Annotated in this window: 20 protein-coding genes; 17 read left to right on the top strand and 3 right to left on the bottom strand. The window is 65.6% G+C overall.

Going from position 1 to position 24244, the window contains the following annotated elements; translation table 11 throughout:
- Window positions 1-11 precede the first annotated feature (11 nt).
- From ispC to lpxA, 7 genes are all read left to right on the top strand, one after another.
- Complete coding sequence (gene ispC / locus TK90_RS07490) at window positions 12-1217, top strand: 1-deoxy-D-xylulose-5-phosphate reductoisomerase (protein ID WP_012982880.1); 1206 nt, start codon at window positions 12-14, stop codon at window positions 1215-1217.
- Window positions 1214-2575 (top strand): RIP metalloprotease RseP, encoded by a 1362-nt coding sequence (rseP, locus tag TK90_RS07485; protein ID WP_012982879.1) that lies wholly within the window; start codon window positions 1214-1216, stop codon window positions 2573-2575. The genes ispC and rseP overlap by 4 nt, the downstream gene beginning before the upstream one ends.
- A 33-nt stretch (window positions 2576-2608) precedes the next feature.
- A complete protein-coding gene (bamA, locus tag TK90_RS07480; protein WP_012982878.1) occupies window positions 2609-4951 on the top strand; it encodes an outer membrane protein assembly factor BamA in 2343 nt (780 codons plus the stop codon).
- Between the two features lie 19 nt (window positions 4952-4970).
- Window positions 4971-5507 (top strand): OmpH family outer membrane protein, encoded by a 537-nt coding sequence (locus TK90_RS07475; RefSeq protein ID WP_012982877.1) that lies wholly within the window; start codon window positions 4971-4973, stop codon window positions 5505-5507.
- Between the two features lie 4 nt (window positions 5508-5511).
- Window positions 5512-6513 carry a UDP-3-O-(3-hydroxymyristoyl)glucosamine N-acyltransferase gene (gene lpxD / locus TK90_RS07470; RefSeq protein WP_012982876.1) on the top strand — a complete coding sequence of 334 codons (1002 nt, stop codon included), beginning with the start codon at window positions 5512-5514 and terminating at the stop codon, window positions 6511-6513.
- A gap of 66 nt (window positions 6514-6579) precedes the next feature.
- Window positions 6580-7038 (top strand): 3-hydroxyacyl-ACP dehydratase FabZ, encoded by a 459-nt coding sequence (fabZ, locus tag TK90_RS07465; RefSeq protein ID WP_012982875.1) that lies wholly within the window; start codon window positions 6580-6582, stop codon window positions 7036-7038.
- Window positions 7035-7817, top strand: a complete 783-nt coding sequence (gene lpxA / locus TK90_RS07460) for an acyl-ACP--UDP-N-acetylglucosamine O-acyltransferase (protein WP_012982874.1) — start codon at window positions 7035-7037, stop codon at window positions 7815-7817. Before fabZ ends, lpxA begins: the two co-directional genes overlap by 4 nt.
- A gap of 15 nt (window positions 7818-7832) precedes the next feature.
- Here the strand turns inward: lpxA and lpxB are convergent, their stop codons facing one another.
- From lpxB to TK90_RS07445, 3 genes are read right to left on the bottom strand one after another with little or no spacing between them, the layout of a single operon-like run.
- Complete coding sequence (gene lpxB, locus TK90_RS07455; RefSeq protein WP_012982873.1) at window positions 7833-8987, bottom strand: lipid-A-disaccharide synthase; 1155 nt, start codon at window positions 8985-8987, stop codon at window positions 7833-7835.
- 22 nt (window positions 8988-9009) lie between these two features.
- Window positions 9010-10107: a DegT/DnrJ/EryC1/StrS aminotransferase family protein gene (locus tag TK90_RS07450; protein WP_012982872.1), complete on the bottom strand. Its 1098-nt coding sequence runs from the start codon at window positions 10105-10107 to the stop codon at window positions 9010-9012.
- Entirely contained in the window at window positions 10104-11117 is a 1014-nt protein-coding gene (locus TK90_RS07445; protein WP_012982871.1) for a Gfo/Idh/MocA family protein, read from the bottom strand. The genes TK90_RS07450 and TK90_RS07445 overlap by 4 nt, the downstream gene beginning before the upstream one ends.
- Window positions 11118-11264: 147 nt before the next feature.
- Between TK90_RS07445 and rnhB the strand changes: the two genes are divergently transcribed.
- From rnhB to TK90_RS07395, 10 genes are all read left to right on the top strand, one after another.
- Entirely contained in the window at window positions 11265-11870 is a 606-nt protein-coding gene (gene rnhB / locus TK90_RS07440; RefSeq protein WP_041444240.1) for a ribonuclease HII, read from the top strand.
- A complete protein-coding gene (dnaE, locus tag TK90_RS07435) occupies window positions 11867-15346 on the top strand; it encodes a DNA polymerase III subunit alpha (RefSeq protein WP_012982869.1) in 3480 nt (1159 codons plus the stop codon). The genes rnhB and dnaE overlap by 4 nt, the downstream gene beginning before the upstream one ends.
- A gap of 160 nt (window positions 15347-15506) precedes the next feature.
- Entirely contained in the window at window positions 15507-16472 is a 966-nt protein-coding gene (locus tag TK90_RS07430) for an acetyl-CoA carboxylase carboxyltransferase subunit alpha (RefSeq protein WP_012982868.1), read from the top strand.
- 13 nt (window positions 16473-16485) lie between these two features.
- The gene (gene tilS / locus TK90_RS07425; RefSeq protein ID WP_012982867.1) at window positions 16486-17742 is read left to right on the top strand and encodes a tRNA lysidine(34) synthetase TilS; all 1257 of its coding nucleotides are present in this window, start codon (window positions 16486-16488) and stop codon (window positions 17740-17742) included.
- Window positions 17743-17922: 180 nt separating this feature from the next.
- Window positions 17923-18618, top strand: coding sequence for an ABC transporter substrate-binding protein (locus TK90_RS07420; protein ID WP_041444239.1), 696 nt, complete (start codon window positions 17923-17925; stop codon window positions 18616-18618).
- Window positions 18611-19204 (top strand): SiaB family protein kinase, encoded by a 594-nt coding sequence (locus tag TK90_RS07415; RefSeq protein WP_012982865.1) that lies wholly within the window; start codon window positions 18611-18613, stop codon window positions 19202-19204. Before TK90_RS07420 ends, TK90_RS07415 begins: the two co-directional genes overlap by 8 nt.
- Window positions 19204-19596 (top strand): DUF1987 domain-containing protein, encoded by a 393-nt coding sequence (locus TK90_RS07410; RefSeq protein WP_012982864.1) that lies wholly within the window; start codon window positions 19204-19206, stop codon window positions 19594-19596. The genes TK90_RS07415 and TK90_RS07410 overlap by 1 nt, the downstream gene beginning before the upstream one ends.
- Window positions 19597-19628: 32 nt before the next feature.
- Window positions 19629-20465 (top strand): GGDEF domain-containing protein, encoded by an 837-nt coding sequence (locus tag TK90_RS07405; RefSeq protein WP_041444238.1) that lies wholly within the window; start codon window positions 19629-19631, stop codon window positions 20463-20465.
- Window positions 20462-22138 (top strand): PP2C family protein-serine/threonine phosphatase, encoded by a 1677-nt coding sequence (locus tag TK90_RS07400; RefSeq protein WP_012982862.1) that lies wholly within the window; start codon window positions 20462-20464, stop codon window positions 22136-22138. The genes TK90_RS07405 and TK90_RS07400 overlap by 4 nt, the downstream gene beginning before the upstream one ends.
- A 366-nt stretch (window positions 22139-22504) precedes the next feature.
- The gene (locus TK90_RS07395) at window positions 22505-24172 is read left to right on the top strand and encodes a CTP synthase (protein ID WP_012982861.1); all 1668 of its coding nucleotides are present in this window, start codon (window positions 22505-22507) and stop codon (window positions 24170-24172) included.
- Window positions 24173-24244 lie beyond the last annotated feature (72 nt).

Here is a 24244-nt window from a genome sequence, read left to right as displayed (position 1 = left end):
GGTAACACGTTATGAGCCCCACGCGGATCACCATACTCGGTTCCACCGGCAGCATCGGCGTCAGCACCCTGGATGTCGTGTCGCGCCAGCCGGGGCGCTTTCAGGTCTATGCGTTGACCGCGCACCGCAATGTGGAACGCCTGAAGGCGCAGTGCCTGGAGTTCCGACCGCGCGTGGCCGTCGTGGCCGAGGAGGCGGCCGCGGACGCGCTTCAGCGCGAGCTGGAGGCGGCCGGGTGTGCCACCGAGGTAAGGGCAGGGCCCGACGCCCTGGCCCAGGTGGCGGCGGCACCGGAGGTGGACGCTGTGATGGCGGCCATTGTTGGCGCGGCCGGGCTCCTGCCGACTCTCGCCGCGGCCGAGGCCGGCAAACGCGTGCTGCTGGCGAACAAAGAGGCCCTGGTCATGTCCGGGGCGCTGCTGATCGATGCCGTGCGCCGCTCCGGGGCTTGTCTGTTGCCGATCGACAGCGAGCACAATGCGATTTTTCAGTGTCTGCCGACGGGGTACGTCTGTGCGGACGAGGTGAATCCGCATGGCGTCGAACGCATCTGGCTGACCGCCTCGGGTGGCCCGTTCCGCGACCGCCCTCTCGATACTTTTGGCGACATCTCGCCCGAAGAGGCCTGCGCCCACCCGAACTGGGACATGGGACGCAAGATTTCGGTCGATTCTGCCACGATGATGAACAAGGGCCTGGAAGTGATCGAGGCCTGCTGGCTGTTCGCGGTTCGACCCGCGGCCATCCAGGTCGTGCTGCATCCGCAAAGCATCGTGCACTCGATGGTGGCGTACAACGACGGCTCGGTACTTGCCCAGATGGGTAATCCCGACATGCGTACGCCGATCGCGCATGCGCTGGCCTGGCCCGACCGGGTGGCGTCCGGGGTGGCACCACTGGATCTGCTGACGGTGGGGCCGCTGGAGTTTCGCGAGCCGGAAGCCGAACGGTTCCCCGCCTTGGGGCTGGCCTACCGAGCCATGGAGCAGGGGGGTACGGCCACCGCCGTGCTGAACGCGGCGAATGAGGTCGCGGTAGAGGCCTTCCTGTCGGACCGCTTGGCCTTCAGCGATATTGCCGTGGTCATCGAGCGGACGCTGGACGCGCTGCCGACGCAGGCAGCCGATTCCCTGGGACGTGTCCTGGCGGCGGATGCCGAGGCACGCGCCCATGCCGGTAGCGAGATCGGGCGTCTGCAGCGACGGGCGGTGTCATGACGCTGCTGACCAGTTTGCTGGCGTTCGCCGTGGCCATCGGTGTGCTGGTGACGGTGCACGAGTATGGGCACTATCTGGCGGCACGCGCGATGGGGGTCAAGGTACTGCGCTTCTCGGTCGGATTCGGGCGGCCGCTGTTGAGCCGCCGGATCGGACGTGATCGAACGGAGTTCGTCGTGGCGGCCCTGCCGCTTGGCGGGTACGTGAAGATGCTTGACGAGCGCGAGGGCGACGTGGCGCCCGAGGAGCGGTATCGCGCCTTCAACAACAAGGGCCTGAAGGCGCGAACATTTATCGTGTCCGCCGGGCCGCTGGCGAATTTCCTGTTTGCGATCGTCGCTTACGGTGCGATGTTCATGATTGGCGTGGGCGGGGTGCGACCGGTAGTGGGTGACATTACCGCGGACAGCCCGGCGGCGGTCGCGGGCCTGGAGCGCGGCGAGGAGATTCTCGCGGTCGACGGGCGCGCCGTGCGGGACTGGGAGCAAACGAACCTTCGGCTCCTTGACCACGCCGTACGGGGTGATACGGTGCCGGTTCTCGTGCGCGACCGCGATGGTCGCGAGGTGGAGCGCACGCTGGATTTGCGTGATCGTCAGGCGATCCTCGGCCAGGGGCAATTCCTGGAGCAGGTGGGGCTTGCTCCGTATCGGCCGGCATTGGTCCCGCGCATCGGGCAGGTCGAGTCGGACAGTCCCGCGGCGGCGGCCGGGCTTGAACCCGGCGACCGCGTGCTGACCGTGGACGGTGACCCGATCGACGACTGGAACGACTGGGTCCGCCGCATTCAGGCGAGCCCGGAGCGTGAACAGCTCGTGCAGGTGGAACGTGGTGACCAAACGGTCGAGCTGAGGGTGACGCCGGAGGCAATCGCCACCAATGGCGAGACCATCGGGCGCATCGGTGCGGGGGTGGATCCAGATCAGCCAGCGGCGCGCGAGATGGCAGTACTGGTGCGCCAGGGCCCCGTGGAGGCCCTGCTTTCAGGGGCGGCCCGAACCTGGGATGTCTCGATTCTGACGGTCGGTATCCTCTGGCGCATGGTCACCGGCGAGGCGTCGGTCAAAAACATTAGCGGACCGGTTACCATAGCCGAGTTTGCGGGCACCACTGCGGTGATCGGGATCTCGGCCTTCCTTGGATTCCTGGCGCTGGTCAGTGTGTCGCTGGGGATTATCAACCTGTTGCCGATCCCGCTGCTGGACGGTGGCCACCTGCTGTATTACGCCGTGGAGGCGGTTAAAGGCAGCCCGGTGTCCGAGCGCGCCCAGATGATCGGGCAGCAGTTCGGCATCCTCGCGATCGCCGGGTTGATGTTGCTGGCCCTGTACAACGATTTGACACGTCTGTTCGGGTGAACCCGACACAGCCCTTCTGAATTGGCGGAAAGCATGTCGCGAAACAGCTTGAGAGCAATAGCCCTGGTCGGTCTCCTGGGTCTGGCAGGTACGGCCTGGGGGCAGACCTACCAGATCGAGGATATCGAGATCGAGGGGCTGGAACGGATTACCGCCGGTACGGCGCTGAGCTATCTGCCAGTCGAAGTGGGCGACACCTTCGATGAAAGCCAGAGCCCGGACATCATCCGCGAGATGTTCCAGACGGGGTTTTTCGACGACGTGGAGATTGCCCGGCGTGGGAACGTGCTGGTGGTGATTGTCTCCGAGCGTCCGGCGATCAACGAGATCAACTTTTCCGGGAACCGCGACATCCCCGACGACGGCTTGCGCGAGGCGCTTGAAGCGGCCGGACTGCGCAGCGGTCGCGTGTTCAACCGCACGATGCTCGACCGGATCGAGAGTGAACTGCGCCAGCAGTACTTTGCGCGCGGCCGCTACAACGTCGAGGTGGACGTCGAGATCATCGACCTGCCGCGCAACCGTGTGGATATCGAGATCGATATCGCCGAAGGCCCTGTGGCGCGGATCCAGCAGGTCAATGTGGTGGGCAACGAGACCTTCACCAACCGCGAGCTGACTCGCCGGTTTGATTCGGGCGTGCCCCGCTGGTGGGCCTTTTTCAGTCGGCGGGACCACTATTCCCGCGAGAAATTGTCGGGCGATCTGGAGCAGCTGCGTTCGCATTATCTGGACGAGGGCTTTCTCGAGTTCGATATCGATTCCACCCAAGTGACCCTGACGCCGGACCGCCGCGATCTGTTCATCACGATTAACGTGGATGAGGGGGAGCGCTATACCGTCACCGGATTCGACCTGGCGGGCGATTTCGTGGTGTCGCGGGACGAGCTGGAAGAGCTGGTCGAGATTGATGTGGGTGAACCCTTCTCGCGCAGCCAGGTGACGCAATCGGCCGAGCGGATCACCAATCGCTTGATGCAGGACGGCTATGCATTCGCCAACGTGAATCCCGTGCCGGATGTCGACGAGGACAGCCGCGAGGTCGAGATCACCTTCTTTATCGACCCAGGCCCGCGCGTCTATGTGCGCCGTATCCAGATCACCGGTAACGAGAATACGGAGGAGCGCGTCTATCGCCGCGAGCTGCGGCAGATGGAGAGCTCCTGGTACAACGGGGCCTTGATCGAGCGCTCCCGCGTGCGGCTGCAGCGTCTGCCATTCGTGCAGAGCGTGAATGTGGAGACGCAGCGGGTCCCCGGTACTGATGACGAGGTGGACCTGAATATCACGGTGACCGAGCAGCAATCCGGCGCGCTGACGCTCGGGGCGGGTTTCTCGCAGAACCAGGGTGTGCTGCTGACGGCCGGGCTGCAGCAGGACAACTTCCTGGGCACCGGGAACCGCTTCAATGCGGAGGTCAGCACCAGCCGGGTGAACCAGATCTTCCGCATGAGCGTGACCAACCCGCACTACACCCCCGCCGGGGCCAGTCGCGGGTTCTCCGTCTTCTACCGCAAGATCGACGCCGAGCGGGCGAATATCTCGCGCTACTCCTCGAACCGCTACGGGTTCGACGTGAGCTACGGGATCCCGCTGTCGGAGTTCGATCGTGTGCGGATCGTGCCCGGATTCGAGCACATCGATATTGACACGGTTGACCGCGATGGCCGGCGGGGCAGCCCGGACGAGATCTTTGACGAGATCGATGAGTTCGGCAGTTCGGCGAATTTCTACAAGATCGAGACGAGTTATATCCATGACACGCGCGATCGGACCACCTTTGCCACCCAGGGCCGACGCCACCGCATTGGTCTGGAACTTGCCGTGCCCGGCAGTGATCGAGAGTTCTACAAGCTGACTTATTCTGGCGAGGAGATCTTCCGCCTGTCGGATCGCTATTCGTTCAGCCTCTCCGGTGGGATCGCCTACGCGGACGGCTACGGCGGGTCCGAGTTGCCGTTCTATGAACGGCTGTTCGCCGGCGGGATTCGGTCGGTGCGTGGCTACGAGGACAACCGCCTGGGTGACCAGCGCGAGTTGCGCGAATTCCGGGGCGAGGACGTTCCCGCGACGCGCGATTCGAACGACGACCCGTATGGTGGCCGGTTCCGCACTACGATCTCGGGCGAGTTGTTCTACCCGCTGCCGTTTGCGGCCGATAACGATGCCGTGCGGATGAGTACCTTCGTCGATGCGGGTAATGTATTCAACGACCCGGGCGATTGGGACGTCGGCGAACTGCGGGCCTCCGCTGGCTTCGCGGTTACCTGGTTCTCGCCGGTCGGGCCGCTGAGCTTTAGTGTGGCCGAGCCGCTGAACGACCAGCCGGAGGACGACATCCAGCGCTTCCAGTTCCTGCTGGGGGCATCCTTCTGAGTGTAAGGAGCAAGAAACGATGAGTCAGCGCAGTGGGACCATGAAGGGCGGCGCCCTGGCGCTGTCCGCCGTGCTGTTGTTGGCTGGCTGGCTGGCCCTCCCGGCACAGGCCGGGGCTCAGAACGTCGCGTTTGTGACGATGAACCGCATCCTGGAGGACTCGCCGCAGGCCGAGCAGGCTATGCGCGAGCTCGAACGCGAGTTCTCCCCGCGTGACGCCGAGCTTGTGGCCGAACGGGAAGAGCTGCAGCGCATGCGTGACCGGCTGGAGCGCGACGGGGACATGATGAATCCCTCTGAGCGGGCCGATCTGGAGCGGGAGTTTTCCCAGCGCTCGCGAGAGTTCCGGCGCGCCCAGGAGAGCTTCAGCGAGGACCTGAACGTGCGCCGTAACGAAGAACTCTCCCGGCTGCAGCGGCGGATCAACGACGCCATCGTGGAACTGGCGCGCGAACGCGAGATCGACGTCATCCTCACCGAGCGCAATGTGCTCTACGCCAGCGACCGGGTCGACATCACGGACGATATCCTTGCCGCAATGCAGCGCGACGACTGAGCGGGTGATTACCGCTGGGGCGCTGGCCGAGTATCTGGGCGGCGACCTCAAGGGATCGGCCGAGATCCCGTTGCGAGGTCTGGCAACGCTTGCACAGGCCGGGCCGGCCGATGTGGCCTTTGTGACGAATCCCGATCGCTATCGTGATGCCCTGGAGTCGACCCAAGCGGGCTGTGTTCTGGTCCCCCGTTCGGGTATCAAGCCAGGGTCGACGACTGCGCATGCGTGGATTGCCGTCGACAACCCCTATCGGGCCTATGGACAGGTGTCCCGCTGGTTGGCGGCCGGTCGCCGGGACGCCGTTCCCGGAGTGGACGCAAGCGCGCGAGTGCATCCGGATGCGCATCTTGCCGCCGATGTGCAGGTTGGACCCGGCGCGGTCGTTGGAGCTGGATCACGGGTCGGTGCAGGGTCGGTGATCGGAGCAAATAGTGTGCTCGGGGAGCGCGTCGAACTGGGGGAGAGGTGCTACCTGCATCCCCGCGTCAGCCTGCTGGATGACGTGAAGGTTGGCAAACGCGCCATCATCCATTGTGGCGCGGTACTGGGCGCGGATGGGTTTGGATTCGCACCCGGCCCGGATTCCTCCTGGGAGAAGATCGAGCAATTGGGAGATGTGCGCGTGGGCGATGATGTGGAGATCGGTGCGAACTCCACCATCGATCGCGGATCGCTGGAGTCCACACGGATCGGCAACGGGGTCAAGATCGACAACCTCGTCCATGTTGCCCATAACGTTCAGATTGGCGACCATACGGCCATTGCGGGTTGTGTGGGGATTGCGGGCAGCGCACGCATCGGGGCGCATTGCGCCATTGGGGGCGGGGTCGGGATTCTCGGCCACCTGGCGATCGCCGATCGGGTGACACTGCACGCGATGACGCTCGTCACGCGCTCGATTGATCGACCGGGGGAGTATGCATCCGGTGTCCCGCACCAGGAGGCCCGGCTGTGGAACCGGATGCTGGCACGGCTGCGTCGGCTCGCCCGGACCCGGGATGCGTGAATCCCGCTTGTGTTGGAGTCGTCCTTTGGTCTCGGCTCGTCAGAATCAACAAAAAAGGAATGCCGCGTGGATGACTTCAACGTCCAGGAGATCATGCGCTATCTGCCGCATCGATATCCGTTTCTCATGGTCGACCGGGTACTGGAATGGGAGCCCGGCGGCTATCTGACCGGGATCAAGAACGTCAGTATCAACGAGCCCTATTTTCAGGGGCACTTCCCGATCAAGCCGGTAATGCCCGGTGTCCTGATCCTCGAGGCGCTGGCGCAGGCCACGGGCCTTCTGGCGTTCAAGACCGAAGAGGCGCGCAACGAGAACCAGGACAAGCAGCAGCTGTACCTGTTCGTGGGCATTGACGAGGCACGTTTCCGGCGCCAGGTGGTGCCCGGTGACCAGCTCCACCTGCGCGTCGATCTCAAGCGCACCATGCGCGGCATCTGGCGCTTTGATGCGGTTGCCCGTGTGGGTGACGACATCTGTGCCACGGCCCAGCTGATGTGTTCCGGGCAGGAAATCCCCTCGTGATCGACCCGCGGGCCGATGTACACCCGAGCGCGGAGCTGGACTCCTCGGTCGAGGTGGGGCCGTTCAGCGTGATCGGCCCGAATGTGCGGATTGGGGCCGGTACCCGCGTGGGTCCTCATGTCGTGATTCGGGGCCCGACCGAGATCGGCCGCGAGAATCGCATTTTCCAGTTCTCCTCGATCGGCGAGGAGCCGCAGGATACGACCTACAAGGGCGAGCCGACGCGGCTGGTGATCGGGGATCGCAACGTGATTCGCGAATCGGTCACGCTGCACCGCGGCACGGAGAAGGGGCTGGGCGAGACCGTGATCGGTCATGACAACCTGATCATGGCCTATGTGCACATCGCGCACGACTGCACCATCGGCAACCAGATCATCTTCTCCAACGCGACTTCTCTGGCCGGTCACGTCGAGATTCAGGACAACGTGACACTGGGCGGTTTTACCCTGGTGCATCAGTTCTGTCGCGTGGGTACCTTTGCCTTTACCAGCATGGGGGCGGCGCTGAACCGCGACCTGCCGCCCTACTGCCTGGCCAGCGGCAACTACGCGCGGCTGATCGGGATCAACAAGGTCGGGTTGCGCCGCAATGGTTTCTCGAATGAGGCGATCCAGGCGCTGCATCGCGTCTTTATCCTCGGCATGCGTGGTCGCGCCGGCCGCGAGCGCCATCTGGAGACGATGTTCGACGAGACCGAGGTCCCGGAGGTGCGCAACCTGATCGGGTTCGTGCGCAACAGCCAGCGCGGCATACTCCGAGGGGGGCGCCCGCACTGACACCGGTTTGCCGTGTCAGGGCTCGACCAGGCGTCCCTGGTTGAGGAGCTCCCGTGCCATCTCGGCGATTCGGCGATTGGCCCCGCCTTCCCCCAGGCGCTCGCGAATCGAGGCCAGGGATTCGCGCATCGCGCCGAGCCGCTCCGGGTGCCGGAGCAGGTCGAGCGCGTCCGACGCGAGGCGTTCCGGGTTTGCCTGACGTTGAAGGTATTCCGGGACCAGTCGTTCCCCCGCGACGATGTTGACCAGGGCGATATTCTCCAGGCGGACCAGGCGTGAAAAGACCGCGTGGCTGAGACTCCCCATCCGGTAGAACACCAGCATCGGTGCCTGGAGCAGGCCGGCCTCGAGCGTGGCCGTACCCGAGGCAATCAGCAGCAGATCGGCATCCGCCATCAGCGCGTGCGTGCCATCCTCGCCGGAGACAAACGAAATCGGCAGGCCATCTCGCGGGGCCAGAGCATCCAGGCGTGGTGGGTCAACGCCCGGGGCCAGTGCGACGGCGAAGCGCAGCGAGGCGTCCTCCCTGTGCATCCGGCGCGCGGTCGCGACCAGGAGCGGCCAGTGGCGCTTGAGCTCTCCCCTGCGGCTGCCGGGCAAGAGTCCGACCACGCGTTCATCTTCGGCGACGGCGATCCGTTCCGCTAGCGGTACGCTGGGTGCCTGGACCCGGTCCACCAGTGGATTGCCGACGTAGCGCACCGGGACGCCGGCACGTTCGTAAATCTCGGTTTCGAAGGGAAACAGTACCGCCATCGCGTCGACGCACTGCTGAATCCGGCGGATACGCCCGGATCGCCAGGCCCACAGCTGGGGGCTGACATAGAACAGGACCGGGATACCCAGGCGTCGTGCATGCGCCGCCAGGCGCAGGTTGAATTCGACGTAGTCGACCAGGACCAGCAGATCCGGGCGGGTATTCTCCAGGTGGGTACCCATGCGCCGGAACAGTCGGCGCAGGCGCGGGTAGTTCACCAGGACGTCGACGAGCCCGACGACCGCGAGTTCCTCGACATCGATCAGTGTCTCGACACCCGCATCGCGCATCTGCGCGCCCCCCATGCCGGAATAGCGCACCGCGGGCTCCAGGGTCGCCAGTTCGCGCACCAGCCCGGCACCCAGGGCATCGCCGGAGCTCTCTCCGGCGCAGATGACCACGTGGCGTTCCATGGGGCCGGGTCTGTTTCGGTGCTTAGGCGAGGGCGCGCCGGATGGTGTCGCAGATCCTCTCGATCTGGCCGTCCTCGAGCTCGGGGAACACCGGAAGCGACAGACAGCGTGCGGTGACGGATTCCGTGACCGGAAGACTCGTCGGCAGATTCGGAAGGTCCGCGAAGGCCTTTTGCTGGTGCAGCGGCACTGGGTAGTAGATCGCGTGCGCGATCTCGGCCTCTTTCAAGGCCTGCATGATCGCGTCACGGTGATCGGTCAGCAGCGTGTACTGGTGGTAGACATGCGTACCAATCCGGTCCTCGTGCGGGGTCTGAACCGGCAGGCCCTCCAGGCCCTTGCGGTAACTGGCGGCGACGCGCCGGCGCTGGGCGTTGTATTCGTCGATGTGCGGCAGTTTCACCCGCAGGATCGCCGCCTGCATCTCGTCCAGGCGGCTGTTGTAGCCCACTTCGTCGTGGTAGTACCGCTCGGTGGACCCGTGGTTGCGCAGCCGCTTCAGGGCCTCGGCCGAGGTCGGGCAGCTGGTGGTGACCAGGCCGCCGTCGCCGAAGGCCCCGAGGTTCTTCGAGGGGAAAAACGAGAAGCAGCCAAAGGCATTTGCGGATCCGGTCTGCGCACCGTCGATGGCGGCACCAAAGGACTGGGCGCAATCCTCGACAATGAGCAGCTTGTGGCGTTCGGCGATGGCTTGCAGGCGCGGCAGGTCGGCTGGTTGTCCGAACAGATGCACCGGAATGATGGCCCTGGTGCTTTCGGTGATCGCGGCCTCGACCTGCTCCGGATCGATGTTGAAGGTGTCGGGATCGATGTCCACGAACACCGGGTCGGCCCCGACATAGCGAATCGCCTCGGCGGTGGCGATGAACGTGAACGGCGTGGTGATCACCTCGTCGCCCGGGCCGATGCCTGCGGCGGCCAGGGCCAGATGCAGCGCATCGGTCCCCGAGGCGCAGGTGATCGCATGTTCCACACCGAGATAGCGCGCCAGCTCGTCTTCCAGTGCCTGGACATTGGGGCCCAGGATGTAGCGGGCCCCGGACAGGACCTCCTGCAGCGCGGCATCGATTTCGGGACGCAGGCTCTGGTACTGGCGCTGCAGGTCGACCATCGGGATCACGACTTGACTCCTGTGCGGGTGTTTTCGAGGTGGCTGTGGGGGCCGTCGGCCTGGCCCATCACGTTGAGATTCTGATAGACGAGCTTTGTGATCTGCTCGGCGGTGGCCAGCGCACGCTGCCCGTCGCGGCCGCTGACCACGACCGGGCCTTCGCCGCGCACGGCGGCCACGAAGGCGCGGATCTCGGCGAGCAGGGCATCGGCCTCGTCGAACACGCTCTCGTCCCGGTGGATCTCCGGGGCGCCGGTCTCGGGGTCGGGTGCTCCGATTCGGTTCAGCGAGAGGATGCGGTTCTGAAAGTCCACCGAGGCGTAGGCGTGCGACTGGAAGATGCGCATGCGGCGCTCGGACTTGTTGCTCACGCGCGAGGAGGTCACGTTCGCGACGCAGCCGTTGGCGAACTCCAGACGGGCGTTGGCAATGTCGATGTCCTGCGTCAGCACGCGGGCGCCGGAGGCACGGACCTCGGTCAGCGGCGAATCCGTCAGGGACAGGATGATATCGATGTCGTGAATCATCAGATCCAGCACCACGGAGACATCCGTTGCACGGGGCTTGTACGGCGCGAGACGGTGCGATTCGATAAAGCGCGGATGCAGCGGATCGTCGGTCAGCCGGCGCAGGGCGGCATTGAAACGCTCCAGATGCCCGACCTGTAATACCACGCCCTTGGCCTCGGCCAGCTGGTTCAGGGCCTCGGCCTGCTCCAGCGTCGCGGTGATCGGTTTTTCGACCAGTACATGGCACCCGGCGTCGAGGAAGTCCCGCGCGATGTCGTAGTGCAGGGTGGTCGGCGCGGCGATCGAGACCGCATCGACCTGGCCAAGCAGTTCGCGGTGATCGGTGACGGCGGCGCAGCCATGTTCGGCGGCGACACGCTCGGCGGTGGTGGCGTCGGCATCGGCTACGGCGACCAGCTCGGTTTCTGGCAGGGCGGCGTATTTGGCAGCATGCCATTTGCCGAGGTGACCGACGCCGATCGCGGCGCAGCGCAGGGGATTCTGAGACATGGGCGGGCTCGGGGTTCGTGGGGCGTGTGCTAGGATTTCCGGCGCTATTGTAACGGATCGTCCGGACGGCGCATGTCCGCGATTCATTCCCGCTATTGTCCAGGGAAACACGGGTTTCAGTGTTTCCTAAACCCGGCCGGGGGTTCGATGTCCGCAAACAGGGTGACAAACGCTTGGGTCGCGGGCGTCGACGAGGTGGGGCGTGGCCCCCTGGCCGGCCCGGTGGTGGCGGCTGCGGTGATCCTGCCGGAGAGTTTTGCAGCACCGGGGCTGACCGATTCCAAGAAACTTTCGGCCGGGCGCCGGCAGGCGCTGGATGTCGAGATTCGCGAACGGGCGGTAGCCTGGGCGCTGGGCCGTGCCGAGGCGGCCGAGATTGACGCACTGAACATCCATCGCGCGACCCTGCTGGCGATGCAGCGCGCGGTGGCCGCATTGTCGCAGGCGCCGGATCATTTGCTGGTCGATGGCCGCTTCACGCCAGAGGGCCCCTGGAGTGCCGAGGCGATCGTCGGCGGGGATGGCTCCGTGGCAGCGATCAGTGCGGCCTCAGTCATCGCCAAGGTGGCGCGTGACGCGGAAATGACGGCCCTGCACGAGCGCTATCCCGACTACGGCTTTGATCGTCATGCCGGCTACCCGACGGCCTACCACCGCGACGCGCTGGCGCGCCTCGGGCCGTGTGTGGAGCATCGTCGGAGCTTTGGGCCAGTGGCGCGGGCACTGGCCGCTGTTGCGGGGGAAGAAGCATGAGCGGCGCATGGCACGACCCCGGTTTTGTGCACCTGAGGGTGCACTCCGAGTACTCGCTGATCGACGGGCTGGTGCGCCTGAAGCCGCTGGTCGCGGCGGTCGCGGAGAAGGGCATGCCCGCGGTCGCGGTGACCGATCACTGCAACCTGTTCGGACTGGTGAAATTCTACCGGGCGGCCATTGCCCAGGGCGTGCAGCCGATCATCGGGGCCGATCTGCTGGTGCGGGACGCCCGCGCAGACGGGAGCGTGGCGCGCATGACGCTGCTTGCGCAGAACGACCCCGGCTACCGCAACCTCACCCGACTGATCTCGCGGGCCTGGCAGGAAGGTCAGGAAAAGGGCATCCCTCGGATCGACGCGGAATGGCTGGATAGCGCGGCCGAGGGCCTGATCGCGCTGTCGGGTGGCATCGATGGTCTGTTCGTGAGCGGCTCGGGCGTCGCGCGCGTATTGACCCACGATGATCTTGCCCCCTGGCTGAAGCGTTTTCCCGGGCGCTTCTATCTGGAGCTGACGCGCACCGAGCGCCCGGGCGAGGAGGCCTGGATCGAGCAGGCCCTCGCGGCGGCGGAACAATTCGAGCTGCCCGTGGTGGCGACCAACGACGTTCGCTTCCTGAAGGCCGAGGACTTCGAGGCCCACGAGGCGCGCGTCTGTATCCATGATGGCACCACGCTGGATGACCCCTCGCGCCCGCGGCGCTACTCCGAGCATCAGTACCTCGCCACCCCGCAGGAGATGACGGAACGCTTCTCGGATATCCCCGAGGCCCTGGCGAACTCGGTGGCGATCGCCCGGCGCTGCAGTGTCAGCCTGACGCTCGGGGAGTCGGTGTTGCCGGATTTCCCGGTGCCGGAGGGCTACACGGTCGAGGATCATCTGCGCGAGACCTCGGCGAAGGGGCTCGAGGCCCGGCTGGAACGTTTTCAGTTTGCCGAGCGCTCGGAGTACGAGGAACGCCTGAAGCTCGAACTGGACGTGATCTGCCAGATGGGTTTCCCCGGCTACTTCCTGATCGTGGCCGACTTTATCCAGTGGGCCAAGGACAATGGCATTCCGGTGGGGCCGGGGCGTGGATCGGGCGCGGGTTCACTGGTCGCCTATGTGCTGGGTATTACTGATCTGGATCCATTGCGTTACGAGCTGCTTTTTGAGCGATTTCTTAATCCAGAGCGCGTGTCCATGCCTGACTTCGATGTCGATTTCTGCATGGAGAAACGCGATGACGTGATCGACTACGTGGCCGAGCGCTACGGGCGCGACAAGGTCTCGCAGATCATCACCCACGGCACCATGGCCGCGAAGGCGGTCGTGCGCGACTGTGGTCGTGTACTGGGCTATGGCTACGGATTTGTCGACCGCATCGCCAAGCTGATCCCGTTCGAGCTGGGCATGACCCTGGACAAGGCCCTGGCCGAGAGCGAGGACCTGAAGTCGCAGTACGATCAGGACGAGGAGGTGCGCGGGATCATCGATCTGGCGCGCAAGCTCGAGGGACTCACCCGCAATGCGGGCAAGCACGCCGGCGGCGTGGTGATCGCCCCCTCGGCGCTGACCGACTTCTCGCCACTGTACTGCGAGGACGATGGTGGCTCGCTGGTGACCCACTTCGACAAGGACGACGTCGAGGCCGTGGGTCTGGTGAAGTTCGACTTTCTGGGGCTGCGCACGCTGACGATCATCGACTGGGCGGTCGAGAACGTGCGCAAGATGGACCCCGAGACCCGTATCGACCTGGATGCGGTCCCGCTGGATGACCCCGACACCTTCAAGCTGCTGAAGGCCTACCAGACCACCGCGGTGTTCCAGCTGGAATCGGGCGGGATGAAGGACCTGATCCGGCGCCTGCAGCCGGACAGCTTCGAGGACATCATCGCGCTGGTGGCCCTGTACCGGCCGGGCCCGCTGCAGTCGGGGATGGTGGATGACTTCATCGACCGCAAGCATGGTCGCGCGCAGGTGGAATACCCGCATCCGGATCTGGAGCCGATCCTGCAGCCGACCTACGGGGTCATCCTGTACCAGGAGCAGGTGATGCAGATCGCCCAGGTCCTGGCGAACTATACGCTCGGCGGCGCTGACCTGCTGCGACGCGCGATGGGCAAGAAGAAGCCCGAGGAGATGGCCAAGCAGCGCCAGATTTTCATGGAGGGTGCGCTGGGGCGCGGGGTCGAGGAGGGGACCGCGACCTATATCTTCGACCTGATGGAGAAGTTCGCCGGCTACGGCTTCAACAAGTCGCACTCGGCCGCCTATGCCCTGGTTGCGTATCAGACCGCCTGGCTGAAGGCGCATTACCCGGCGCCGTTCATGGCCGCGGTGTTGTCCGCGGATATGGACAACACCGACAAGGTCGTGGGCCTGATCGAGGAATGCCGGAACATGGGCCTGGAGGTCCTGCCGCCGGACGTGAACCAGTCGGACTACCGCTTTACCTGCCGCGATGCCGGGACGGTGGTCTATGGCCTCGGGGCGATCAAGGGTGTGGGCGAGTCGGCGATCGAGACACTGCTGAAGGCGCGTGCGGTGGATGGTCCCTTCCACGGGCTGATCGACCTGTGCCAGCGCGTGGACCTGTCCAAGCTGAACAAGCGCGTGCTGGAGACGCTGGTGCGTGCGGGTGCGCTGGATGCGATCGGCGCGAACCGCGCGACGCTGCTGAACGACATCCCCACCGCCGTGGCCGCGGCGGAGCAGACCGAGCGCAACGCGAGCCTGGGGGTGGTGGATCTGTTTGGCGACCCGGCGGCGGCCGTGGTCCCCGAGAGCGAGACCCTCCCGGAAATGGAGGATGATGACCGCCTGCGCGGGGAGAAGGAGACGCTGGGCCTGTACCTGACCGGGCACCCGGTCGAACGCTATCGTGCAGAACTCAAGCGGCTGACGGGCAGCACGTTCGCCGAACTGGAGGCGAAGCTGGAGCAGCGGCCCGATGAGGGTGGCCAGCAGGGGCGGCGCGGGCGGCAGGAGACGGTGCGCATTGCCGGCCTGGTCGTGGGGGTGCGAGTGCGCAACACGCAGAACGGGCGCATGGGCATCGCGACCCTGGATGACCGCAGCGGGCGTGCCGAGATCGTGCTGTTCAACGACGACTTCACCACGTACCGCGATCGGCTGGAGCCGGACACCCTCCTGGTGGCCGAGGGCACGGTGGCGCTGGATGACTATGCCGGCGGTATCCGCATGCGGGCCCGGGCGGTGTACACGCTGGACGAGGCTCGGGCGCAGTGGGCACGCGCTCTGCACCTGTGTCTGGAGGGGGTGCGTGCCGAGCAGGTAGAGAACCTGCGCGGCCTGATGCAAGAACATCGCGATGGCCAGTGCCGAGTCCACCTGTGCTACCGCCGGGACGGCCTCGAGGCCGAACTGAGTCTGCCCGAGGGCTGGGCCATCCGTCCGGACGAGCGGTTGCTGCGCAACCTGCAGCAGACCCTGGGGCCGGGTTGCGAGGCCCAGGTCCTGTACGGCCGGTGATTCTGTGGGCATCTACGAAGTCGGGCGTTGTCATCAATAGCGCTGAACCAGGGCATGTTGCTGCGCAACCGTCCCGGCGGGTCTCGAACGGGCAGCGAAGTGCGGGGTAATTGGTTACAATTCCGCGCCTGACGCCCACCTTTCCGACGCGGGACCCTGCATGAATCCGGATTTTCTCGACTTCGAACAGCCCATCGCCGAACTGGAAGCCAAGATTCGGGATCTGCGCTATGTGGGTGACGATGCCGAGGTCAACATCCAGGAAGAGATCCAGCGCCTGGAGGAGAAGTGCCGTTCGCTGACGGAGAGTATCTTCGCCAAGCTCACCCCCTGGCAGGTGGCGCAGATGTCGCGCCACCCGAAGCGTCCGTACACGCTGGACTATATCCCGCAGCTGTTCGACGAGTTCGAGGAACTCCACGGTGACCGGACCTACGCGGATGATCCGGCGATCGTCGGTGGCGTGGCCCGTCTCGACGGGCGCCCGGTGATGATCATTGGCCACCAGAAGGGGCGCCAGACGCGCGAGAAGGTGTACCGCAACTTCGGGATGCCACGGCCGGAGGGCTACCGCAAGGCCCTGCGCCTGATGGAGACGGCCGAGCGTTTTCGGTTGCCGGTCCTCACGTTCATCGACACCCCGGGCGCCTATCCGGGTGTGGGTGCCGAGGAGCGCGGCCAGAGTGAGGCGATTGCCCGCAATCTGATGGTGATGGCGCGGCTGGATACCCCGATTATCGCGACGGTGATCGGCGAGGGCGGCTCCGGCGGCGCGCTGGCGATCGGGGTCGGCGATGCCACGCTGATGCTGCAGTACTCGACCTACTCGGTCATCTCGCCGGAAGGCTGTGCCTCCATTCTCTGGAAGAGTGCCGAACGCGCGTCCGAGGCGGCGGAGGCGCTGGGTATCACCTCGCAGCGGCTGCACGACCTGGGGCTGGTCGATCGCATTGTCCCCGAGCCGCTGGGCGGCGCCCATCGCGATCCGGAGACGATGTCGGCGCACCTGCGCGCGGCACTGCTGGAAACCCTCGATGGCCTGGAGGCGCTGGACCCGGCCAAGCGGCTGGATCGGCGTTACCGCCGCCTGATGGACTACGGTGCCTTCCAGGAAGCCGCCTCCTGAGACGCCGGGCCGGGTGCCGGATGGCACTCACCCGGTGATGGCCGCCGTTCGGGCCTTTTTGCAGGATCACCCCGGTGCTACATCCCTGCGGGTTGCCTTCAGCGGCGGCCGCGACTCCTCCGTATTACTGCACGCGCTCGCGCAACTGCGCCCTCAAGGGCTTGAGGCCTGGCATGTAAATCATGGTCTGCGACCGGATGCCGAGGCGCAGGCGGCATTCTGTGTGCGCGTTGCCGAGGCGCTGGAAGTACCGCTGACCGTACGCAATGTGATCGTTCTCGATGATGCCTCCGAGGGGCCGGAAGCCGCGGCGCGCCGCGCGCGCTACACGGCCCTGCGCGAGGGCCTTGGCGAGCGGGACCTGATCCTGACCGCCCAGCACGCCGACGACCAGGCCGAGACCTTCCTGCTCGCCGCGCTGCGCGGGAGCGGTCCGGAGGGCCTTCAAGGCATGCGCGTCCTGCGTCGCGAAGGGGATACCTGGCTGGGGCGTCCGCTGCTGGCGGTCCCGGGCGAGAGCATCGCGGGCTACGCGCGTGTGGCCGCTCTCGACTGGTACCACGACCCGAGCAATGACGACACCCGCTTCGACCGCAACTTCCTGCGCCGCGAGATCTTTCCGCGTCTGGCAGAACGGTTCCCCGTTTATGGCTCCCTGGCACGCTGCGCTCGCTGGCAGCGCGAGGCTGTCGATCGCCTGGCGAGCCTGGAGGACAAGCACCTTCCGGGTGAAGCCTCGCTCGAGGTGGCCTCGCTGGCCGAACTGGATCTGCCCGCTCGGCGCGCACGATTGCGGGCCTGGCTGCGCGCGCAGGGCCTGCGACCGCCGGGTCATGCGCGGCTGGAGGAGTTCTGTCGACAACTGGAGGTGCACGGGGCGGACCGGAATCCGGAACTGCGCTGGGCGGATGGCTGGATGGGCGTTTACCGCGGAACGATTTACGCCGAAGCCCCGGATGGGAAGCCGGCCGCGCCAGGCGACGTGATGCCCTGGCCGCCGGGCCATGCGCGCCTGACGCTCCCGGACGGTCGAGTGCTGGAGCGCGCAGCGCTGGAGGCGCTGGGTGTGGATGCGCAGGAGGCGCTGGAGGTCGGGTTTCGCCGAGGCGGGGAAACCGTGGTGACGCCAGCGGGTCGGCGACCCTTGAAGAAACGGCTGCAGGAGCGAGGGGTCCCGCCATGGGCGCGCGAGCACCTGCCGTTGGTCAGGCGGCGGGCGGATGGGACCGTCGTGGCCATTCTCTGGCCGGATGGAGAGCTGGGGCCCTGAAGTCGGCTGTCTGATCGATTGCGGGCCCCAAACCTGTAGTCCCCGTACAGTTGACGGGGCGAGCGGAAAAGCGAATGCTTGAACTTCGTCATACTTTTGAGGGGCCGGGGTGTGAGAACCATCAGCCGGCAGACCGGGGGGTATGTCTGGGGTATCGCTTGTGTGCTCGCGTTGCCGGGTATGGCAACGGCACAGGGCGGAACCCTCCACCTGGCCACCGAGAGCTATCCGCCATTCAACTTCGAGACGCCGGATGGCGAGCTCGACGGCATCTCCGTGCGCGTGATGAACCAGCTGCTCGAGGAGACCGGGATCGAGGCGGAGATCCGCCTGCTGCCCTGGAGTCGCGCCTACGCCGAGGCGCAGTCGAACCCCGACACCTGTGTGTTCTCCACGACGCGGACCCCGGAACGGGAAGAGCTCTTCGAGTGGGTAGGCCCGCTGGTGGAGAATCAGTGGCATGCCTATGCCCTTGAAGGCTCCGACGTCGCAGCGCAGTCGCTCGATGACCTCCATGACTACCGGGTGGGTGGTTATCGCGACGACGCGGTCGCGTTGTATGTCGAGGCCCGGGGGATCGAGGTCGATACCGCCCCCAATGACCGCCTGAACGCGCGCAAGCTCGCGGCCGACCGGATTGAGGTCTGGGTCAGTGGCGAGCACCTCGCACCCTGGTACGCGCGTCTCGAAGAGATCGGCGAACTGCGTTCGCTGTTTGCCTTCAACGATACGGTGATGTCGCTCGCCTGCCACCCGGATACCGATCGCGCTCGGCTGGGCCGCCTCCAGGCCGCGCTGGATGCCATGCGCGAGGATGGCCGCTACGCGGCGATCGTCAGCGACGTACTCGAACGTAACGGAGACGCGAATGACTGAGTTCGCCACGCAACGCGAAGCGGATCGCGGTGGCCTGATCGCCGAGGAGGTGCTGGATTTTCAGCGCAACATGACTCGGCGCGGCATCATCTTTTCGTTCACCGGCTACATCTCCGAGGGCATCCTGAAGGCGCTGGGCGATGCCCTGCGCCAGAAGATCCGGCTGGAGTCGACCGACAACAAGACCGTCAATCGAGTGTTCTCGGTGTTTGTCGAGCAGGTGCAGAACATCATTCGCTACTCCGCCGAACGGATCGAGCATGAGGCGGAACCCCCGGTGGAGCTGAGCTCGGGCATGATTACGGTCGGCTCCGACAAAGGCCGATTTTTCGTGATCTGCGGCAATATCATCGCCCGAGAAGACGCCGATACTCTCGGCGGGCGGCTCAGCGAACTGCAGGGTATGGACGCGGAGGCCCTGCGGCGCTTCTACAAGGAAAAGCTGCGCGAGCCGCCGGACGAGGGCAGCAAGGGGGGCAGCATCGGGCTGATCGAGATTGCACGCCGAGCCAGCGAGCCGATCCAGTTCGACTTCGAGCATCTTTCCGACGCGTATTCCTATTTTGTACTGAAGGCCTACATCTGATGGCAGCACCGGACCCCATTCGACACGAGGCAACGGACCGTACCCCGGAGGTCCTGTTCGATTTCGCGGCGGGGCAATACCGCATTGCCGGCGAGTCCTACCCGGAAGACGCCGCGAGCTTCTATGGACCCCTGACCCAGGGCTTGCGCCAGGCGGTCGAGGAGCGGGTCAGCGAGTCGCTGGAGTTCAGCGTCGAGATGATCTACTTCAACAGCTCGACCGCGAAGGCGCTGATGAATCTCTTTCAGATCCTCGAAGATGCCGCCGAGGCCGGCATCAACGTGCAGATCAACTGGTGCTACCACGAAGACGACGAGACGATGGAAGAGTTCGGCGAGGACTTTTCCGAGGACTTTGCCCACGCTGACTACCGCATGTGTCCGACATCATGAGCGCCTCTCACGACCCCAATCAGCCCGTGCCGATGCCATCGGCCTCCCGCGACGGCGACGATCCGGAAGCGCTTGCCGACTTCTCCCTGTTCGAACAGGAAAAGCAGATCATGCAGCGCTCCGAGCAGATGCTGGAGGCGCTGGATGATGTAGCCGAAGGCGTACGGATGCTGGCCAAGGCCTATTCAGAGAGTTACCGCGTTCAGCGCCGCATGATGCGCATGAGCGATCGCATGCAGCTGGACCTGCAGGCCGCGAACCGTCAGCTGCGCGAGCAGGCCACGCACCTGGAGCAGCTCAACTGCGCGTTGTCCGACGAGGTACGCGAGCGTGAACGGCTAACGTCCGAGCTCGAGCGCCTGGCGCTGGAGGATGCCCTGACCGGGCTGTTCTCGCGGCGCCGGGTAATGGACTGTGTCGAGGGGCTGGCCGAAACGGTGGGCGATCAGGCCCGCTCGCTCTCTGTGATGATGCTCGACCTCGACGACTTCAAGGCGCTGAACGACACCCATGGCCATGCCGCCGGGGACTACGCCCTGCAGAGTTTCGCCGAGATCCTCCGTGGCGAGCTCGGTGCCGATCAGTACGCCGGGCGCATGGGGGGCGAGGAGTTTCTGGTGGTGGCCGCCGATCTCGATCTCGACGCCGCCAAGAATCTTGCGGAGCGCATTCGCACCAGTGTCGAGCAGACGATCCCGCGCTGGAAGGGCGAACCGCTGCATCTGGAGGTCTCGATCGGTCTCGTCGTGACCACCGAACGCTGGCCGGATGCCGGGGCACTGGTCGCGGCGGCGGATGATCTGCTCTATCGCGCGAAGAACGAAGGCCGTAACCGCGTCGAGGTCCAGTTCCACGGCGAGCCTGTATGACGGAGTCCGGCCCGGCGCGCAGCCGCAGCCTGGTCGCGAAGCTGGCGCTCGCGACCCTGCTGGTGGCGCTGGCGCTCAGCCTGCTGGCGAGCGCTTACGTCATCGCGGCCGATTCGCGAGCCTTTCACGCCGAAACCCTGGAACAGATCGACCGGCTGCAACGGCTGGTGGCCCCTCCCGCGGCCGAGGCGGCCTACCAGTTGAATGCCGATCAGGCGGAATCGCTGGTGGCGGGCCTGCAGGCCTTTGACGAGATCCACCGCGCCGAGATCCTCGACGACTTCGGGCGCACCCTGGCCGAGGTGGAGCGCGAAGGTGGTGACACCTCCTGGCTTGGGGAGCGCCTGTTCGGGGCGGATCGCCAGCACGAGCGCGAGCTTCTCCACCCGGACCTGCGCGAGACCAATGGCGCAGTGGGGGCGCTGCGTGTGGAACTCGCCCCCGATGTGCTGGCTGCAGCTCTGGTCGAGCGGCTGCGCAACAGCGTGATCACCAGCGTGGTACAGGCGGTGATCGTCTCGCTGGTCGTCGTGCTGCTGTTCTACGGCCTGATGCTGCGCCCGATGCTGCGCATCTCCCACGCTGTGGCGGGTACCGATCCCGACCGCCCGGCCCAGTGGCCGCGCCCCCGCATGGGGCACCACGCGAATGACGAGCTGGGCGCCCTGGACCGCTCGCTTGATCGCCTCCTGAACGCGTTTCAACAGGGCCTCGACGCGCGGGATGGTGCACGGGGCGAGCTGAAGGCCCTGAACGAGGACCTGGAGCGGCGCGTGGTCGAGCGTACCCGCGAGCTGGAGGCCGAGAAGCTGGAGACGGAGCGCGCGCTCGCGCGGGTGGACGAGGCCAACCGCGAACTCGAGCGCAGTAACCGGCTCGTCGTGGAGAGCATCCACTATGCGCGGCGCATCCAGACCGCGATGCTGCCGGACAAACACGCCCTGGACGGCCATCTGGACGAGGTGCAGGTCTACTGGGAGCCGCTGCATCTGGTCGGGGGCGACTACTTCTGGCTGGAGGCCATCGACGGGCGCAGTGTACTGGTGGCGGCGGACTGCACCGGGCACGGTGTCCCCGGGGCGTTCATTACCCTGGTGCTGGCCTCGGCGCTGGATCGCATCCTGCATGAACACCGGCTCCTGGAGCCGTCGGCAATCCTGCGCGAGATGGATCGGCTGGTGCGCTCGCGCCTGCGCCAGGACGGTCAGGACTCGGATTCCGACGACGGACTGGAGGCGGCGGTCTGCGTCTATGACCCGGATGCCCGTACGCTGACCTTTGCCGGCGTGGGGTTGCCGCTGATCATCGACCGTGCGGGCGAGGTGGAAGAGATTCGCGGCGTGCGCGGCGGGCTGGGTTACCGCAGTCTGGAGCCTGCGCAGCCGGTGGACCACGTAGTGTCGGTGGAGCCGGGCATGGAGTTCTTCCTGATTACCGACGGCGCCCACGACCATGTGGGTGGCGAGCCGCCGCGGCTGTTCGGGCGCCGGCGGCTGCGCCATGTGCTGGCGGAGAAGTCCCCGCGTGACCTGGCCGCCAAGATCGATTCCGTGGTCCGCGTGCTGGAGGATTATCGCGGCGGCGAACCACGGCGTGACGATATGACGCTGGTCGCGTTCCGGCCCCTTCCGCCCAATGCGCAAAGTGCGCTTCGCGATGCCGCAGTTGATTGAGCCGAGAGGGGCTCTCTGGTAGCATTTCGGCCGATTTCAGCCGCCCGTGAGCCCTTTTGTGGCGGGGGTCCGTCGTTCCCCAGGGAAACACTGATTAATGTACACGCTCGCGTTGGTACCCCAGGTTTTCCGAGACAAGGCGCCTCTGGCAGCGGGTAGTGGTTCTACCCACAAGTGGCGCAACGCAGGATCGGGGAACCTGGGGTACCAACCCCGAAGGGGCTCGGCCGCTTTTGTGCGCGCACGGCGTTGCGGCTCCCTTGTGCAGAGTGACTGCACGGCAGTCGCCGCGCCTTGTTCGCACGCAAAAGCGACTCGAGCGCGAGCGTGTTCATTAATCAGTGTTTCCCTAGCCAGGTTTCCCGCATGACGCGTTATGTATTCATTACCGGAGGCGTGGTTTCGTCTCTGGGCAAAGGCATTGCATCCGCCTCGCTGGGGGCCATCCTCGAGGCGCGCGGCCTCAAGGTGACGCTGCTCAAGCTCGACCCCTATATCAACGTCGATCCGGGCACCATGAGCCCGTTCCAGCACGGCGAGGTCTTCGTGACCGACGACGGTGCGGAGACGGACCTGGATCTGGGGCATTACGAACGCTTTGTGCGCATCCGCACCTCGCGGCGCAATAATTTCACCACCGGGCAGATCTACGAGAACGTGATCCGCAAGGAGCGCCGCGGCGACTACCTGGGCGGTACGGTGCAGGTGATCCCGCATATCACCGACGAGATCAAGCGCTCGATCCGCGAGGGCGCGGGCGATGCCGACATTGCGTTGATCGAGATCGGCGGTACGGTGGGCGATATCGAGTCCCTGCCGTTTCTCGAGGCGATCCGCCAGATGGGTGTGGAACTGGGGCACGAGAATGCCCTGTTCATGCACCTGACCCTGGTGCCGTTTATTGCCGCCGCCGGCGAGATCAAGACCAAGCCGACGCAGCACTCGGTCAAGGAACTGCGCTCGATCGGGATTCAGCCGGACATCCTGCTGTGCCGCTCGACCCAGGCGATCCCCGAGGGCGAGCGGCGCAAGATCGCGCTGTTCACCAACGTTGAGGAGAAGGCCGTCATCTCCGCGGTGGACGTGGACAACATCTACAAGATCCCGCTGTGGCTACATTCGCAGAAGCTCGACGAGATCGTGCTGCGCAAGCTGCATATCGAGGCCCCGCAGGCCGACCTGTCGGACTGGAAGCACGTGGTCAATGCTATGGAGTTCCCGGAATCCGAGGTGACCGTCGGTATGATCGGGAAGTACGTCGATCTGACCGAATCCTACAAGTCCGTGAACGAGGCGCTGACCCACGCCGGCGTGCAGGTTGGGACGCGCGTGCGCATTCGCTATCTCGATTCGGAGAAGCTCGAAGGGGCGGATGCCGAGATCCAGGGCGAGATGGAAGGCCTGGACGCGATCCTGGTGCCCGGTGGCTTCGGCGAGCGCGGAGTGGAAGGCAAGATCGCGGCCGTGCGTTACGCACGCGAACACGGCGTGCCCTACCTGGGTATTTGTCTCGGCATGCAGGTAGCGGTGATCGAGTTCGCTCGTGATCAGGCCGGGCTCGAAGGTGCGCACAGTACGGAGTTCGCCCCGGATACCCCGCACCCGGTGATTGCCCTGATTACCGAGTGGCAGGACCGTGAGGGCCGCATCGAAAGGCGCGATGCCGAAAGCGATCTCGGCGGCACGATGCGTCTGGGGGCGCAGTCCGCGCGACTGGCCCAGGGTTCGCGGATTGCGGAGGCCTATGGCCGCGAAGAGGTCAGCGAGCGCCATCGCCACCGCTTCGAGTTCAACAATGCCTATCGCGAACGGCTGGAGGCGGCCGGCCTGCGCATCTCTGGTGTCTCCGAGTCCGGCGAGCTCGTCGAGGCGGTCGAACTGGCGGACCACCCGTGGTTCATCGGCTGCCAGTTCCATCCGGAGTTCACCTCGACCCCGCGCGACGGGCATCCGCTGTTTACCGGTTTCATTCGCGCCGCGCGAACCTATCAGGACGAGCGCGAGCCGGAGACCACGACGGCGCTGACGGATTAGTGCTTCCTTAACGCGCCGTACGACGACGCTTTGCGGCCGCGCCCGGAGGGTGGCGTCCGCCAGACAGGACAT

The organism is Thioalkalivibrio sp. K90mix (assembly GCF_000025545.1).
Taxonomy (GTDB): domain Bacteria; phylum Pseudomonadota; class Gammaproteobacteria; order Ectothiorhodospirales; family Ectothiorhodospiraceae; genus Thioalkalivibrio.
Note: the sequence above shows the minus strand (reverse complement) of the source record. Positions and strands in the feature narration are given on the sequence as shown.

Bases quoted from the DNA above. Each gene is read 5' to 3' on its own strand.
- ispC (WP_012982880.1), top strand. From the start codon at position 12: ATGAGCCCCACGCGGATCACCATACTCGGTTCCACCGGCAGCATCGGC.
- rseP (WP_012982879.1), top strand. From the start codon at position 1,214: ATGACGCTGCTGACCAGTTTGCTGGCGTTCGCCGTGGCCATCGGTGTG.
- bamA (WP_012982878.1), top strand. From the start codon at position 2,609: ATGTCGCGAAACAGCTTGAGAGCAATAGCCCTGGTCGGTCTCCTGGGT.
- TK90_RS07475 (WP_012982877.1), top strand. From the start codon at position 4,971: ATGAGTCAGCGCAGTGGGACCATGAAGGGCGGCGCCCTGGCGCTGTCC.
- lpxB (WP_012982873.1), bottom strand. From the start codon at position 8,987: ATGGAACGCCACGTGGTCATCTGCGCCGGAGAGAGCTCCGGCGATGCC.
- TK90_RS07445 (WP_012982871.1), bottom strand. From the start codon at position 11,117: ATGTCTCAGAATCCCCTGCGCTGCGCCGCGATCGGCGTCGGTCACCTC.
- rnhB (WP_041444240.1), top strand. From the start codon at position 11,265: ATGTCCGCAAACAGGGTGACAAACGCTTGGGTCGCGGGCGTCGACGAG.
- dnaE (WP_012982869.1), top strand. From the start codon at position 11,867: ATGAGCGGCGCATGGCACGACCCCGGTTTTGTGCACCTGAGGGTGCAC.
- TK90_RS07430 (WP_012982868.1), top strand. From the start codon at position 15,507: ATGAATCCGGATTTTCTCGACTTCGAACAGCCCATCGCCGAACTGGAA.
- TK90_RS07420 (WP_041444239.1), top strand. From the start codon at position 17,923: ATGGCAACGGCACAGGGCGGAACCCTCCACCTGGCCACCGAGAGCTAT.
- TK90_RS07415 (WP_012982865.1), top strand. From the start codon at position 18,611: ATGACTGAGTTCGCCACGCAACGCGAAGCGGATCGCGGTGGCCTGATC.
- TK90_RS07410 (WP_012982864.1), top strand. From the start codon at position 19,204: ATGGCAGCACCGGACCCCATTCGACACGAGGCAACGGACCGTACCCCG.
- TK90_RS07405 (WP_041444238.1), top strand. From the start codon at position 19,629: ATGCCATCGGCCTCCCGCGACGGCGACGATCCGGAAGCGCTTGCCGAC.
- TK90_RS07400 (WP_012982862.1), top strand. From the start codon at position 20,462: ATGACGGAGTCCGGCCCGGCGCGCAGCCGCAGCCTGGTCGCGAAGCTG.
- TK90_RS07395 (WP_012982861.1), top strand. From the start codon at position 22,505: ATGACGCGTTATGTATTCATTACCGGAGGCGTGGTTTCGTCTCTGGGC.